General features: G+C 65.3%; 10 protein-coding genes. 7 read left to right on the forward strand and 3 right to left on the reverse strand.

Going from position 1 to position 15,188, the window contains the following annotated elements; genetic code table 11:
• Positions 1-128 precede the first annotated feature (128 nt).
• Complete coding sequence (locus EA187_RS10435) at positions 129-620, reverse strand: type II TA system antitoxin MqsA family protein (protein ID WP_164856180.1); 492 nt, start codon at positions 618-620, stop codon at positions 129-131.
• Positions 621-1,754: 1,134 nt separating this feature from the next.
• On the opposite strand from EA187_RS10435, the gene EA187_RS10440 reads away from it, so the two are divergent.
• Complete coding sequence (locus EA187_RS10440; RefSeq protein ID WP_115604073.1) at positions 1,755-2,093, forward strand: cupin domain-containing protein; 339 nt, start codon at positions 1,755-1,757, stop codon at positions 2,091-2,093.
• 153 nt (positions 2,094-2,246) lie between these two features.
• On the opposite strand, the gene EA187_RS10445 is transcribed toward EA187_RS10440, so the two are convergent.
• Positions 2,247-3,455 carry a right-handed parallel beta-helix repeat-containing protein gene (locus EA187_RS10445; RefSeq protein ID WP_115604074.1) on the reverse strand — a complete coding sequence of 403 codons (1,209 nt, stop codon included), beginning with the start codon at positions 3,453-3,455 and terminating at the stop codon, positions 2,247-2,249.
• A gap of 477 nt (positions 3,456-3,932) precedes the next feature.
• On the opposite strand from EA187_RS10445, the gene EA187_RS20970 reads away from it, so the two are divergent.
• The 5 genes from EA187_RS20970 to EA187_RS10470 all read left to right on the forward strand — a co-directional run bounded on the left by EA187_RS20970 (position 3,933) and on the right by EA187_RS10470 (position 13,752).
• Entirely contained in the window at positions 3,933-4,880 is a 948-nt protein-coding gene (locus tag EA187_RS20970) for a YecA family protein (protein ID WP_127780229.1), read from the forward strand.
• A gap of 464 nt (positions 4,881-5,344) precedes the next feature.
• The gene (locus tag EA187_RS10455; RefSeq protein WP_206524254.1) at positions 5,345-10,312 is read left to right on the forward strand and encodes a cupredoxin domain-containing protein; all 4,968 of its coding nucleotides are present in this window, start codon (positions 5,345-5,347) and stop codon (positions 10,310-10,312) included.
• A complete protein-coding gene (locus EA187_RS10460) occupies positions 10,312-11,982 on the forward strand; it encodes a YncE family protein (protein ID WP_127780230.1) in 1,671 nt (556 codons plus the stop codon). Before EA187_RS10455 ends, EA187_RS10460 begins: the two co-directional genes overlap by 1 nt.
• 197 nt (positions 11,983-12,179) lie before the next feature.
• On the forward strand, positions 12,180-12,473 hold the full coding sequence (locus tag EA187_RS10465) for a hypothetical protein (RefSeq protein WP_115604078.1): 294 nt from the start codon (positions 12,180-12,182) through the stop codon (positions 12,471-12,473).
• Between the two features lie 190 nt (positions 12,474-12,663).
• Positions 12,664-13,752 carry a porin gene (locus EA187_RS10470; RefSeq protein ID WP_127780231.1) on the forward strand — a complete coding sequence of 363 codons (1,089 nt, stop codon included), beginning with the start codon at positions 12,664-12,666 and terminating at the stop codon, positions 13,750-13,752.
• A 259-nt stretch (positions 13,753-14,011) separates the two neighbouring features.
• Here the strand turns inward: EA187_RS10470 and EA187_RS20395 are convergent, their stop codons facing one another.
• Positions 14,012-14,149, reverse strand: coding sequence for a hypothetical protein (locus tag EA187_RS20395; protein WP_164856181.1), 138 nt, complete (start codon positions 14,147-14,149; stop codon positions 14,012-14,014).
• 51 nt (positions 14,150-14,200) lie between these two features.
• On the opposite strand from EA187_RS20395, the gene EA187_RS10475 reads away from it, so the two are divergent.
• Positions 14,201-15,178 (forward strand): YecA family protein, encoded by a 978-nt coding sequence (locus tag EA187_RS10475; protein ID WP_127780232.1) that lies wholly within the window; start codon positions 14,201-14,203, stop codon positions 15,176-15,178.
• Positions 15,179-15,188: the final 10 nt, after the last annotated feature.

The following is a 15,188-nucleotide window of genomic DNA, read 5'->3' on the forward strand; positions in this document are numbered from 1 at the left end:
GTGCTGTCGAGCCTGGATGACTGATTTTGGCCACCCTGGAAGAATCAAAGCCACGCCGGGTTCGGCGTGGCTTTTTTAATAGTAGGGGGCGTTGGGTGGTGATGGTAGGGTTTGGCGAGCATTTACGCTTAGCCGCGGACCGGCTCGCTGCGATGCCAGCGCTGGTCACTTTCCCAGAGGTTGATGGTGAGGTCGGTGGCACCAGCGTCTTCTTGCGCGACGCTGGCGAGGTGCTCGGCGTAGTTTTCGATGGGCTCTTCGTAGGCGACCATCAGGCGGAGAAGGCGGTCGTGGCCCGGGCTGATGTGTTGTTTGTTGCTTTCCCAGCGGGAGACGGTGGCTTTGCTGACGCCCATGCGGGCGGCGACGTCGGTGCCGGAGAGACCGAGGTGTTTCCGCAAGAAGCGGACCTGGGGGCCGCTGAGGCGCGCGCGCTGGCAGATGAGGGCGCGGGCGATGGTGCGGTTGAGCTCGGCGATGCGGGGGATGTCGACCTCGGAGGCGCCGCAGGAGGGGCAGGTGCGGTGGGTGACGCCGCGCAGCAGGGTGCCGGGGAGGGCGTGGTAGGGGACCTCGCCAGTGTGTTGGTTCATGGGGGCGTTGCATTCAAGGCAGTTCATGGGGGCTTCCAGGGGGAGATAAGGGTGGCGCATGGCTGGGGGTGATGCCTGGAGGTAGCGTCGGTACGTCGGTCGTGTTGATGTTACGTCAACACGTGGGGTGGGGGCGAGTCGTTTTCGGCGTGTTTTGAGGAGCTTGCTGCGAGGGAGGTGGCTTCGTGCTGGGGCGGACATCGAGGGTCGGCCCGGGAGGAAGAGGGACGAAGCTGATCGGTGAGCGGAGCGCTTTTATTGGAGCGCTCCTATGCGTCGGCAGCCGATCCTTGAGCGCCTGCAACCTCACACTGGCTCGCCCATACCGATGGCCGATGCCTCGCGATCCGCGAAAACCCGTGCAATTCCCATCGACTATGCCACATGGTCACGCTGAGCTGTCGGCCGCCGGGTGGGCGAGGAGCATTGAAGCGGGGTGTCGACCCCGGGAGCCGGTGCCCGGAGGGCATATGAGCGGGGTGTCGAGGGCGCCCTTGAGGGGGGCCGGGCATCGCCGGGCGGTGTCGAGGGCGGCGCGGAGGGCGCTGAGCTAAGAGATCGTGGTGTCGAGGGCGGGCTTCGATACCCGGGGGGGACCGTGCCGGGGGTGTCTAGGGCCGGTGGAGTACCCGGGCCGGGTAGATCGGCGTGGTGTCGAGGGCAGGTCGGGGTACCCGGGGTGCATTGAAGCGGGGTGTCGCCCCCGGGAGCCGGTGCCCGGGGGGGAAGGCGGCGCGGTGTCGAGGGCGTCCTTTCAGGTGGTCGAGGTATCGCGGGGTGGTGTCGAGGGCGGCGGGGAGGTCGCTGAGTTAAGAGGTCGCGGTGTCGAGGGTGGGTTCAGGTGCCCGGGGGGTAGCGTGGTGGGGTGTCGAGGGTGGGTTCAGGTGCCCCGGGGGTAGGGCGGAGAGGTGTCGAGGGTGGGGAAAGATGCCCGAGGGGGGGCGGCCTGTGGTGTCGAGCTGTGACGCCGTGGTGGCGGTTCATGGGGTTGATGGTGCCGGGTATCACCCTGCGCCACAGCCTCGACCCCACGCCCTTCTGCCCGCGCCCGTGCTCCGCAGGGTGGGGGTGGGGTTATGCGGGGCGCGGGGGTTGCTTAGGTTTGGGAGCAGCGTCGACCACCTGGGTGGCGCTCAGGTTTTACGTCGAAGGAGCAGACCTATGGAGAACTTCAGACCCGAAACGATCAACGTGAACGATGCCCCGCGGGGCCAGGGCGACTATATGCGTGTGCTGGCGCGGGGAGAGCACCTGGCCATGCGCATCTGGATCGAGGAGACCCCGGCGGATAAAGAAAGCGTCATGCACAGCCACGGCTACGAGACGGTGGGGTATGTGATTGAAGGGCGCGCCCGGCTGCATTTTGAGGGGGATTCGGTGCTGCTTGAGCCGGGCGACTCGTGGCTGGTGCCCGCGCATACGCCGCATTTTTACCTGATTCTGGAGATGTTCACCGCCATCGAGGCGACCAGCCCGCCCTCGGAGGCCCATCTCTCCTGAAGGTCGATGGAGACATGGGATGCCCGGCCCGGGGCGTGGAAGCTCCTTTCCAGGCCCTGAACGAAAAAACCGCACCCCGGCAAGGGGTGCGGTTTTTTTGTGGAGCGCCGGGCTCAGCATGGCGAGCTCAGCGCAGCGCGTTGACGTGAAGCATCAGGGGAGGATGACGTCCGCGCCGACGTTGTCGATGAAGGAGTTCACGCTTTCGACGTCTTCGTTGACGCTGGAGCCTTCGCCGACGGCGATGCCGGCGCCCTGGGAGTAGGAGAAGGTGCTGTCGAGGACGACCATGGTGCTGGTGCCGGTGGCGCCGCCGATGGTGAGGTTGGCTTTGGGGGCGTCGTCGTAGCCGGAGAAGCCGGCGTGCTCGATGGTGGTGTACTCCATGCGGCTCTGGTTGGAGTCGACGCCGTCGAGGTAGAGGCCCTTCCAGATGACGTCGCCCAGGCGGCTCATGACGACGTTGTCGGCTTCGGTGCCGAGCGCGACGAGGACGCCGCCGTTTTCGCCGTCGATGGTCATGCCGATGAACTCGTCAAAGAGGATGCGGGTGCCGGGCTCCAGGTCGAGGCGGTTTTTGACGACGACGGTGTCGGTGACGGCGATGGGAGCGTTGTTGGAGAGGGGCTTCCAGGTGGCGCTGGTGGTGATGTCGCCGCCGTAGGTTTCGACGCCGGCCTCGAAGTTATTGCCCGAGAAGGTGGAGAGGCGGTCGACTTTGCCGACCTCGCCGGCGGGCAGGCGCATGGCGTAGTCGAAGTTGCCGGAGAAGGTGTTTTGCGAGAATCCGGTCAGGGCGCTGTCGGGGGTGACCTCGATGCCGTAGCGGGCGGACTCGCGGATGGTGCTGTTGGAGATAAAGAGGGTGGAGCCGCCATCCAGCGAGAGGTTGGCCGCGCGCAGGCCGTTGCCAAAGGGGTTGTCGCCGGCGAACTCGATGGTGGTCCAGCGCAGGTTGTTCTGGGAGGAGGTCGAGTTCACAAAATGAATGCCGTCCCAGGCGCCCTTGGCTTTGTCTTCGCCGGTGAACTTGATGGGCTTGTCCTGGCTGCCGCGGCTGTCGAGCGCGCCGCCGTTTTCGCCGTCGATGGTCAGACGCGTGGTGCGGGCGAACTGCACGTTGACGCCGGGATCCACGCGCAGGGTGGCCTGCACGGTGACGGACTCGGTGACGACGTAGTCGGGCAGGCTGGGGTCGGAGACGATGTTGCTCAGGACGGTGTCTTCGAGAATGCTCTGCGGGAGCAGATCCGGCTCGGTGTTGGCCTGGGGCCCGTCGTCGCCGCAGGCGACCAGGGCCAGGGACGCGGAGAGGGTCAGGGCGCCGCGGGTCCAGTTCTTCAGGTTGATCAGGTTCATCATCGTGTACTCCGTAAAGTCCGTCGTGTCCGTCAAATCCGTTGAACGCGTGCTGACGTGTGGGGTCAGGGTTTGCTGTCGCGCATCTTACATGGGCGTTAAAGCGGTGGCGACTGTGAGCGTGCGCCCGGCGCGACGGGAAGTCGGTGCCGGGAGCCTACCACGCCGAGGTGTAGCAGGGCAGACGGGGCGCTGCCAGCAGCGGGGGGATCGTGGGGACCTGGCGTGGCGAGCGGGGCGTCGAGGGGAGAGACGTGGGGGAGGTGGGGATGTTCAAAGCGGGGGGCGGCGCGCTACAGGCAGTCGCTCTCATCGACATCTGGAATCATGGCCGCACGTCCGGCGTCGGTGACTGTACCAACCCGTCGAGCGTGTTTGGCGTTTGTGGTGACGTGGATTTGCCAGTGATTGAAGACTTGCGTATCAGAGGCGGGAAGAGCGGGTGAACACGGATAAGAAAATGAGCATGCGGAGTATGCGATGCCTTATGTGAATCGATGTGTGGTGGTGGTGCGGCCGGGGCAGCGTTTTGTCGACTGGGTGCATGCGCTTGATGAAGAAGACGGGGTGGAGCCTGCCGAGGCGTCGGCGATTCGCGGGGAGACCATCGCCTATCTGGCGCCGGAGGTGGAGACGCCCGGGGATGTGGAGCGTTTTCTCAAAAAACAAGCGCGTAGGATGTTTGAGGACCTGCTCGAAGGTTGGTGCGTGGACCGCGAGCAATGGCCGAAGCAGCGGGGCATCAAGAGTTTTGAGAAGTGGGTGGAGTGGGAGCTTCATGATTACGTCGTCGACCTGGATGGCGCGCCGCTTGTCTCAGATTCAAGCACTGACCAACCCGGGGTTGTCGATGAGCCCTTTGATTTTCATGCCGCGCTCCATGACCCGGATGGATATATCAGCGACACCTGGGGGCCGATCTGGGTGGCGCATCTCTATGAGCAGTTTGCGAGTTCGAAGGAGGCTGAGGGGCTGAGGTATGTGGTGGGGTGGACGGAGGTTCTTTTTCATTACCTTCATGGTTATGAGGGGATCACGGTTCATGATCTGACGCCGGAGCTTCTGGAGTACGCGTTGCTGGTTCATTTCCCGCGCAAGATCACCGATCCGAGCTTTGATGCGGAGGCGGTGCTGGCGGAGTTTGTGGCGCTCTTTGAGTTCATGAAGCGGGCCTACAATCTGAAGAACGCATCGGCGTGTCTTGCGCTGCTGCGACGCAGGGGGATGGCCGATGAGATGGATGAGGCGATGAACTCGGCGGATAACTTCGGGATGGCCAAACGCATGATGGCGGGGTTGGAACCGTTCGGCGGGGGCGCGTTCGGCGGCATTCAGCACCCTTTTGTGTCGAAGGAGCCGGAGGTGGGGCGAAACGATGCGTGCCCGTGTGGGAGCGGCAAGAAGTACAAGCGCTGTTGTTTGAAGTAGGGGGGGGCGAGTCCGCCTTAGAGAGTGATAGAAACTGCGAATTCTGCGAATTGTTGATTGAAGTCTGCTGAGGGGAAGCCACGTTTAAGGGGCCGTCACTCCGTGAGCCAGCGTTGATGCCGTGTCTGCGGCATCGAGACTGCTGGCCAGCCAGCGTTGCAAAGCCTCGACGATGCAAACGCGTCACCCGGGTTTTGCGCCGTGCCGGTGTCATTCTCGATGTCGCATGGCTGGGCATCGGCGAGTGCACGGGGCGTAGCAATCCGTCCAGCCATAAGCCTCGCTATCCGTGCGGGGTCGCCGTGCGGCGATGCGTGTGGGGCCTTCCGGGGAGTTGGGGAGGTCGCGTGCGGCCGAATGCTGTTCCACGCTGTGAAGCTGTGAAGCTGTGAAGGTGTTTTGTGCGAGCGAGCCCGCGCTGTCGGGGTCGCGAATGGATTGTCAGACATCCGGGGGGATGAACGATGGAGAGATATGGCTACGCGGCCGCGTGCGTAGGGCGTTCTTTTATTCGTCAGACACCATCATCGTGGGGGCTCTGCCTTTTGGCGGTGGCGCTGGCCGGGCTGGTGGGCAGTGGGTGTGTGGACTGGAATGACGAGGATAATAACGCTGCGGGGATCTCGCAGCAGGAGGAGGGGCCCCGGGTGGTCGAGGGGCCGGGGGCCCGGCGCCCCGGAGGAAAGGGGCGCCCCGGGGGGCCGGCGTTGCCGGAGCCGGAGGAGGAGCCGGTAAGCTGTGAGCGGGTGATCAAGGCGGATGTGGTCGCCATCGATCAGATCTATGTCTACAACCGCTACGGCAGCTACAACCCCTTTGGGATGATGTACGCGCTGCGCCGCGATGTGGTGGCGCTGGAGGGGGATACGCCCGGGCCGGGGAACGCGCGTTTAAGGGATGGGAAGCGGCCGCGGCCGCTGGTGTTGCGGGCCAACGAGGGGGATTGCCTCGATATTCAGTTTGAGAACTGGCTCAATCCGGGGCAGTGCCGCGCGCCGATCGAGGGGAATCCGGCGTTTTTTCGCAGCGACCGGGGGCCCGGGGAGTGTGACCAGTCGGATACGCCAGCGACGCGCGCGGTGTCGGTGCAGGTCAACGGGATGCAGTACCTGGGGATCGAGGACAGCGGGGCGCATGTGGGCTTTAACGCCACGCGTCTGGTGGCGCCGGGGGAGCAGGCGAACTACCGTCTCTACGCCGAGAAGGAGGGGACGTACCTGATGCGCAGCATGGGGGCGGTCACCGGCGGTGAGGGGCTGGGGGCGACCACTGCGCTGGGGCTTTTTGGGGCGGTGAACGTGCAGCCGCGGGGGGCGCGCTGGTTCCGCTCCCAGATCACCCATGAGGAGATGCTTCGGGCGGCGCGAAAGGTCGAAGACGCGGAGATCTTAAACCCCGATGGCACGCCGCAGATCGACTACAACGCCGAGCATCAGGGGGTGCCGGTGCTCTCGATGCTCAACGCCGAGTTGGAGATCGTGCACTCGGATCTGACGGCGATCATCGCCGGCTTTGAGCCCACGCGAAACAGCCCAGTGTACCGCGGGGAGCGCGCGTATCGGGAGTTCACGATCATCTTTCATGATGAGCCCAAGGTGGTGCAGGCCTTTGAGGAGCTGGACCATAACTCCACGTTCAAGGGGCTGGCCGACCACGCGGGGATTAACTACGGGATCGCCGGGGCGGGCGCGATGATTCTGGGGAATCGCAAGGGGATCGGGCCAAATAAGGAGTGCATCAACTGCAAGTTTGAGGAGTTCTTTATGGCCTCCTGGCCCAACGGCGATCCGGCGATGAATGTGCGCCTCAATGAGGAGGGCGTGGCCGTGGAGGCGCTCTGGCCCGACGATCCGTCGAACGTCTACCACAGCTATGTGCGCGACCCGGTGCGCTTCCGCAATCTGCACGCCGGGCCGCGGGAGACGCACGTGTTCCACCTGCACGGCAACCAGTGGCTGCGCTCCCCCGACGATGATCAGTCGGCGTACACCGATTCGCAGACCATTGGCCCTGGCGAGGCGTTTACCTACGACATCGCCCACGGGGGCTCGGGGAACCGCAACCTGGCGCCGGGCGACAACATCTTCCACTGCCACCTCTACCCGCATTTTGCCGGGGGGATGTGGGGGCTCTGGCGCAATCATGACGTGTTTGAGGACGGGAGCATCGAGCGCTACCTGCCCGACGGGGAGATTCATTGTGGTACGCCGACGCCGGCGCTGGTGCCGCTGCCGACGCGGGCGATTCCGCCGCTGCCGACCTACACGAAGACCCGGGTGTATGCGGATGGGAAGATGCAGGATCGCCCGGCGATGCCGGGCTACCCCTTCTACATCGCGGCGGTGGGGGGCAAGCGCGCGCCGCTCAATCCGCTGGTCCATGTGGAGGACGGGGGGCTGAGGCGCCATCTGGTGATGGGCGCGCCGGAGGGGGGCGTGGTGTACGGGCAGCGCAGCCCCTTTGACGTCATCATCAACGAAGCTCACGTCAAGCTCCTGCCCGATGAGGGGCTGCCCGGGGAGCAGGATGCGATGCTCTACCACGAGGGGGCCTTTCCGGGGGCGGAGAGCGCGACGACGCCCTACGGATTCCCGGCCAGAGCCTATCCGGCGTATCTGCCCGACGGTCAGCCGGGGCAGTGGTTTGTGAACGGTCAGCCGCGGCGAAAGGGAGCTCCCTTTGCCAACCCCTGTCCGGCGGATGCGCCGGCGCGGCGCTACAGGATGGCGGCGATCGAGACGGAGATCGTGACCAATAAGGCTGGCTGGCGCGACCCGCAGGGGCGGATCTACGTGCTGGAGGAGGATATCGATGCCACGCTCTCGGGGGAGCGGCCGACCGAGCCGCTGGTGATTCGCGCGAACTCCGGGGATTGCCTGGAGGTCGAGCTCACCAACCTGATGCCGACGCATCTGGAAGAAGATGATTTCCAGATGTTCACCCAGGCGGACATGGTCGGGTTGCACATGCACCAGGTGAAATTCGATATGGGCTCGGACGGGGGCATGAACGGCTTTAATTACGAGAACGGCAGCCACTCCCACGAAGAGGTGGCGATGATGGTGGCGGCGATCAACGCCGCAGGCGGGGCCTTTGTCGGAGGGGATGGCCTGGATGAATCTGGCGAGCGGGTGGAGCTGGAGCTGACGCCACACGCGCGCCTGGGGGTGATGGGGGCGCAGACGGTGCAGCAGGTCTACTGGGTGGATCCGGTGCTCGATGACGAGGGCAATGACCGCACGGTGGGAGCGTCCTTCTTCCACGACCATATGTCGGCGGCCAGCTGGCAGCAGCATGGGATGTACGGGATGTTGGTGGCGGAGCCGGCCGGTTCGCGCTGGCGCGATCCGCAGACTGGCGAGATGTACGGGACGCGGGCCGATGGGGGGCCGACGAGCTATCGCGCGGATATTCTGACGGCCAACGCCGGCGATAGCTTTCGGGAGTTTGCGCTGGTGCTGGCGGACTTTGCGCTCCTCTACGATGGGGATCGGCCGGTGAACCCGCCGATTCAAAAGGAAGAAGACCTGCCCTGGGCGATTGGGCATGAGGATGAGCCCCGGCCGGAGGCGATCTCGGCCAGCGATCCGGGCACGATGCTGATCAACTACCGTCAGGAGCCGCTGCCCCTGCGCGTGGGGGAGCAGGGGCCGCAGGGCTGGCAGCAGAAGGCCGGGGATGAGGGGGATATGGCGCAGGCGTTTAGCTCGGTGATTCACGGGGATCCGGCCACGCCGCTTTTGCGGGCGTACAGCGGGGACCGGGTGAAACTGCGTCTGGTGCAGGCCTCCCATGAGGAGCAGCACGTCTTCGGGGTGTTTGGCCAGAAGTGGTTGCGCGAGCCGGACCATCCGGACAGCGGGTATGTGGCCGCCCAGCAGATTGGCCTCTCGGAGAACTTCACCGCCGACCTGGGGCCGATGGCGACGTCCTATGAGGAGGTGAGCGATTACCTCTACGGGAGCTTTCCGACCGACGACCTGTGGACCGGGATGTGGGGATTGCTAAGGGTGTTCCGTGACGCGCAGCCCGACCTTCTGCCCCTGCCCGGCGAGGACGCGCGGGGCTTGCCGGGGCGCCCTCTGCGGGTGTGCCCGCCGGGAGCGCCGAAGCGGCGTTATACGGTGCATGCGATCCTGGCCCGGGGGAACCTGCCCGACGACCGGCTCACCTACAACCCGACCTACGACCTCTATGATCCCGACGCCATTCTCTTTGTGAAGGAGGCGCATCTGGAGGACCTGCGGGCGGGGCGTCGGGCGCCGGAGCCCCTGGTGCTGCGGGCGGCGGCGGGAGAGTGCATCAAGGTGCGGCTGATCAACGAGCTTCCCGAGGAGATGCCGCCCTCCTCGCTGCACTTCAATTTCAACCCGCCCATTGTGGATAAGTTCAATACCAACCAGATTCGCACCTCGAACCACGTGTCCTTGCAGCCGCAATTTGTGACCCATGACGTCCATCGCGGCGGTGGGGCCAACGTGGGCTTCAACCGTGAGCAGACGGTGCCGCCCGGAGAGGAGCGTCGGTTTGACTGGTACGCCGGGGTGTGGTCGCAGGGCCGCAAGGGGATCGTGTCGACGCCGATTGAGTTCGGGGCGATCAATCTGCGCAGCATGGCCGACGTGGTGAACCACGGGGTGCACGGGGCGATGGGGGCGTTGATCGTGGAGCCGCTGGGCGCCAGCTGGGTGAGCGACGCGGACACCGACGCCCAGGCCACGGTGAGTTATGTGGATAGCTACGGGCATCAGCGCACCTTCCGCGAGTTCGTGATGGTGCTTCAGGACGAGCTCGCCCTCCACTCGGGAAACCCGGTCTTTCAGGGAGGCGATCCGCTGGAGCCGACGGTGCTGCGCAATAATGCGGGCGCCGATGACGCCGAGGATTCCGGGCATAAGGGCTTCAACTACCGCACCGAGCCGCTGTGGGCGCGTCTGGGGGTGCCCCCGGATTACGATCAGAACGGGCTCAATGATCTGCAGCAGGGCGACCTTTTGAGCTCGGCGGTGCATGGCGATCCGGCCACGCCGGTCTTTCGGGCCGAACCCGGCGACAACCTCCGGGTGCGGGTGCTGCTGCCCTCGGGGCATCCGCGTCAGCACGCGATCGGATTGTTGGGAGCGACCTGGCCGGTGGCCACGGCCCAGACCGGTTCGTTCTCGCAGGTGCTCGGTGCCAACGAGTCGACCTTCTACACCGGGACGGACGGGGGACTGGCGGCCGGCAAGGCCTCCAACCTGATACCGCTGCACGGAGCCGGAGGCCCCTTTAAGGTGCGCGGGGACTTTTTGCTCTTTGATCAGACCAGCCCCCACTTCTACGGCGGCACCTGGGGGCTGATGCGGGTGGGGAATGGTCCGGTGCAGGATGTGGCGTCTGAGAATGCGCCGGTGGAGTCTGCGTCGGCGGACGATACCCCGGAGGAGCGCTGATGGGCACATCGCATCGATGGGCGGCGCTGGCCGTCGCCTCCGGGGTGCTGGCCACCGCCCTGGGGGTGGCCGCGGGAGGCACGCTGCTGATGGGTCATGCAGGCATGGGAGGGGCGTCCGCCGGCTCTTCCGGGGAGGCACCTTCCCGGGAGGCACCTCCCCGGGTGGCACCTCCCCGGGTGGCACCTTCCCGGGAGGCATCCACCACGTTCTCGGAGTTGGTGGCCGGGGTGATGACGCCGGCGTTGGATCTGGAGCGCGGCCATGCTCCCGAGGTCTGGGAGCATGAGGGAATGCATATCTCCTTGACGCTTGAGGCCGCCGAGCGCGGGCCGATCGCTCGTCTGAAGGTCACCGACGCCGAGAGCGGGGATCCGGTGCGGGGGTTAAAGCCCCGGGCCTGGCTGGATGGGCCGGGGGTGGATGGCCCGCTTAAGGGGGCAGCCTGTGGCGCCCGGGTGCAGGAGCTGAAGGAGGGTGGGCTTGCGGAGCGCGCGGAAGTCGATCTCAACGGGTTGCGCGTGATGCTGCTCAACGACGACCACACGTTGAGCGTGGTCAACCCGCAGATCGCGCTCAAACAGACCCGGCTTGAGGCGCTGCTGAGGCTTCCGGGGGAGGTGGCCGACTGGGTGCTGCATCCCGACGGGCGCTCGCTCTACCTGTCGATTCCCGAGTTAAGGCAGGTGCTGGTGGTGGAGACACAGGGTTTTAGGGTGGCGTCGACTCTGGCGCTCGAAGAGGCGCCGGGGGCGTTGGCGGTGTCACCCGATGGTCGGCATCTGTGGGTGGGGGGCGCCGGGGCCGAGGCGTCGGCGCTGCGTGTGATCGACACCTACGATGACCGGGTGGTGGAGGAGGTGGAGGTGGGGCCGGGGCCGCATCAGGTGGTGTTTTCGCATGGCGGCCACCGGGTGTGGGTGGCCGGGGAGTCTCTGGATGAGCTGGTGGCGATCGACGGGCCATCGAAGCGTCGGGTGGGGGCAGTAGAGGTCGGAACTGGCGTTGTGTCGGTGGGCCGGGGCGGATCAACGATCGCTGTGGCGCGGGAGGGCGGGGAGGTGCGTCTTTTTGATGTGCAGCGAGGCTCCGTGGCGAGGGTGCCGCTGGCGGCCGGCGTCGCGAGGCTGGATGTGGCGCCCGGGGGGCGTTGGGCCTTTGCGATGCAGCCGGGCCTCAAGCAGGTGAGCGTGATCGACCTTGCGCGAGCCACCTCGCCAGGGGCGTTTCGGGGAATCGAGGCGCCCGAGGAGGTCGTGTTTACCAAAAACTTTGCCTACATCGAGAGCGCGGCCGGCGCGCAGCTGGGGATGGTGGCGCTGGACGCTCTGGAAGGCCGCGAGCCGAGCCTGCAGTGGGTGTCGACCCGTGGGGTCGGCATGGCGCGTGGCGGGGGGGCTGGCTTGAGCGCGGTGCCCGGTCCTGATGGGCGCTCGCTCTTTGTGGCCTCCCCCGCGCAGCGGGCGATTATGGTGCTGGGGGAGGGGCAACGCGGGCTGCTGGGGCGGATCGACAACCGTGTGGGAACCCCGCGGGCGTTGTTGCTCCTGGATCGTTCGCTAAAGGAGGAGGCCCCGGGGGTGTACAGCACCGCCGCAGCGCTGGATCTGGCCAGCCCCCGGGCGCTCCGACTGGACCTGGGCGGCGGAATCGGGGCGTTTTGCTTCTGAGGCCTCGGGAGCATGCAGGGCAGCAGTGCGCCTGTGTGCAAATTCGACGCGATGGGCGCTCCTGCATCCCGATGGGGGCGTGGCAAACCCCCGGCGATTGTGGCAACAGTGGACGCGCCGGGGCACCAGCGATGTTGCGATGGACAGGTCATGGCGGCCTTCTAAAGACATGTGTAGTGGACCAGGAGAGGTGATGTATGAGCGACGATTCCTCCTTTGAACCTTTTGAGATCTTGAAACATCGCCTGCAGAACTACGCGAACGTCAACGCGTATGATCTGGCGGCGTTGAAGTCGAACCTTGAGAGGCAGGGCAACGAGGAGGTGCGGGCCATCTTCTGGCGAGAGCTCGATGCGACGATTGCCGGGGACGGGGTGACGCGGCACGCGTTTGAGGCGTTGACCGAGGGTGAGTTTGAGGATGACGCGGACTATGTGGCGTTTTTGAGTGCGCTGCGCGCCTATGTGTTTGAAGGGGGCCCGCTCCCCTGAGTTGGCGACGACGACGCCAGGCTCGGGGGCGATGCGTTTTGGGGAGTATGAAGGGGGATATGTCGCCAGCGGGGAGCGAAGCGCCGGGGGATGAATACTTTTTTTCAGCGCTCTGTTGTCTACACCCCGGAGATTTTGTGTCATTTTCGTGACACGTGATGGTTGTCCCCTGTCTGGCACGGTGAGATGGATGTGTAAAAAGGTGTTTGGTATCGCTGCGGCCGCCCTGGCGGCGGCGACGTTTTTTGTTCCCGGGGTGGCGTTGGGGCAGGAGGTGCCGGACCTCTCGATCACGTCGGAGGACGGTGACTTTTCGATCACCTTCAACGGCGATTTTCAGCTGCGTTACGAGGTCAATGCCGAGGATCTGTCGGTGCAAAACGCCGGGTTTTTCATTCGGCGGTTGAGGCCGGCGATTGAGGCGCGGGCCTTTGGCAACCTGGTGATGAAGGTGGTCCCGGAGCTCAACCGGGGGGCTTCGCTTCGCGACGGCTGGGTGGCCTATGAGTTCTCCGATCACGTCATCGTGCAGGCCGGTCAGTTTGCGCCGCCTTTTAGCTGGGAGCGCGACAGCTCCAGCGACTACCACGTCTTTGTGGAGCGCTCGCTGGCGCACGGGGAGTTTCAGTGGGCCGACGGGCGCGATATTGGCGTGATGGTCGACGCGGATCCTAGCGACACCTTCCACCTGGAAGCCGGCATCTTCAACGGAGAAGGCCGCAATGCCATGCCTTCGCCGGACGTCAGCCACGTGGTCACCGGGCGAGTCGCCGGGGCGCCGATCGGGGTGTACAGCGAGAGCGAGGCGCTGGTGGAGCCGGTGGCCGAGCCGACGTTGATTCTGGGGGCGGGGGCCTACTACGCGAACGCGTCGCGGGCCCGCGACTGGCTTGGAGACGATTCCAATCTGCGCGCCGCCTTGCTGGGGGCGACCGCCGACGCCTACCTGGCCATCGATCGGGTCACGCTGCAGGGGAGTTATTTTTTCCGGGACACACGCTCACCCGACGGCGCCTTTGATGGTTTTGTGGGCCAGGGCATGAACGCGCAGCTGGCGGTGCTGGCCGTGAAGCAGCGCCTGCTGCTGGCGGCCCGTTTCTCGCAGACCTATTTCGACGACGCTGCGCCGGTCACCAGCAACGATGAGGCCGCGCTGGCAGCTCAGATCTACCACCGGGGGCATCGCTCCAAGCTGCACGTGGAGGTGGGCGCGCGGGGGCTGGTTAACGATGGGCCGCGTCAGGAGTTTTTGAGATTGCAGTATCAGTTTTTGTTTTGAGGCGCGGAGAACTCGCCACGTCATGAGCCCGGGACGGCGTTGCGTCCCGGGCTTTTTTTATGCGTGTGATGCGCGTGCCCGGGGGAGGTTTGTTACGCCGTGAGCCATCGACGTCGGCGTCTGCTCACAGCGCCGTAAGGGGATGGCCAGGACAGCCCCCCGGCCGGGGCGCGCGTCATGGCGAGGTCAACGTGGGGTTGACCTGAGGCCGAATCCGGTCGATGCTGCGCGTTCGCCGTAACCATTGTGCAGTACGCCGTCAGCTCTCCTCGGACGTCAGCTCATGCTGAGCCGCGAGCATCGCCTGATCGCGCACCAGCGTCTGAAGCACCGCAGAGATCATCATCTGCGGGATGGCCCGTGTCGCGTCATGCCCGCGTGTGAAGCGTCTGGTCATGAGAAGAGCCGGCGGCGTTGAACCGAACCGACCCCTTTTGGGAGGAACGCTATGCGTCGAGTGAATCGTTGTGCGTTGGTTGTGCGGCCGTCGCAGCCTTTTGTGGACTGGGTGCGTCAGGTGGATCGTGACTATGCGGCGGGGCTGAGCGATGAGGATCTGCTCGCCAGTGATGAGGTCTTTCTCACGCCGCTTTTTCATGTGCCTGAGGACACCGAGGAGTACCTGGAGAAGAACGCCACGCGGGTTTTTGAGGCGATGCTCCACCGGTGGTGTTACGACCCGAGGAAGTGGCCGAAAGAGCGGGGCTGGGGCGTCTTTCAGGAGTGGCTGAACTACGAGGTTGCCGTCGATTTGCATGATCTGCCCGCGGCGCCCTTGAGGCATGGCGAGCGAGCGTCGTACGGGGGCAAGGAGCCCGAGTTTGAGTTCTGGGAGAGCGTGCTCGACGATTATGAAGAGCAGGTGCATCACGTGCGCTCCGAGGTGTGGTCCGACGGGCTCTTTCGGGAGTTTGAGGGGTCGCCGGAGGCAAACGCGCTGCAAACGCGCGTGGGTGGGGCGCGTCTGGTCCTGGATTATGTGCATGTGTACCGCAACGAGCCCTTTTCGGAGATCAACGCGGAGCTGCTGGAAGATGCGATGTTCAGCGCTCTTCAGCTGCGAGGCTTTGAGATCGGCCTGGATGGGGCGTCGATCGTCGAGGAGCTCAAGGCGCTCTTCGGGTATGTGCAGCGCGTGGTTGACTTTGAGCCGGCCGACGCCTGCCTGGAGCTTCTGAAGCGTGAGGGGCTGTCTGCGGAGTTGGACGCGGCGATGCAGGAGGCCGCCGATAAGCACGCCGCGAACAAGCGGGCCCGCAAGGCCGACGAGGAGCGGTTGGCTGCCGGTCAGGCGTTGCTCGCCAGCGGCCTCTGGGCGGGGCTTCAAAAGCCCTTCGTGGTCCGGGAGCCGGAGCTCGGACGTAACGATCCCTGCGCCTGTGGGAGCGGGAAGAAGTACAAGCGCTGCTGTTTGACCGTGTCCTGAGAGGGCTGGA

Origin of the sequence: Lujinxingia sediminis, assembly GCF_004005565.1 — a bacterium.
GTDB lineage: Bacteria > Myxococcota_A > Bradymonadia > Bradymonadales > Bradymonadaceae > Lujinxingia > Lujinxingia sediminis.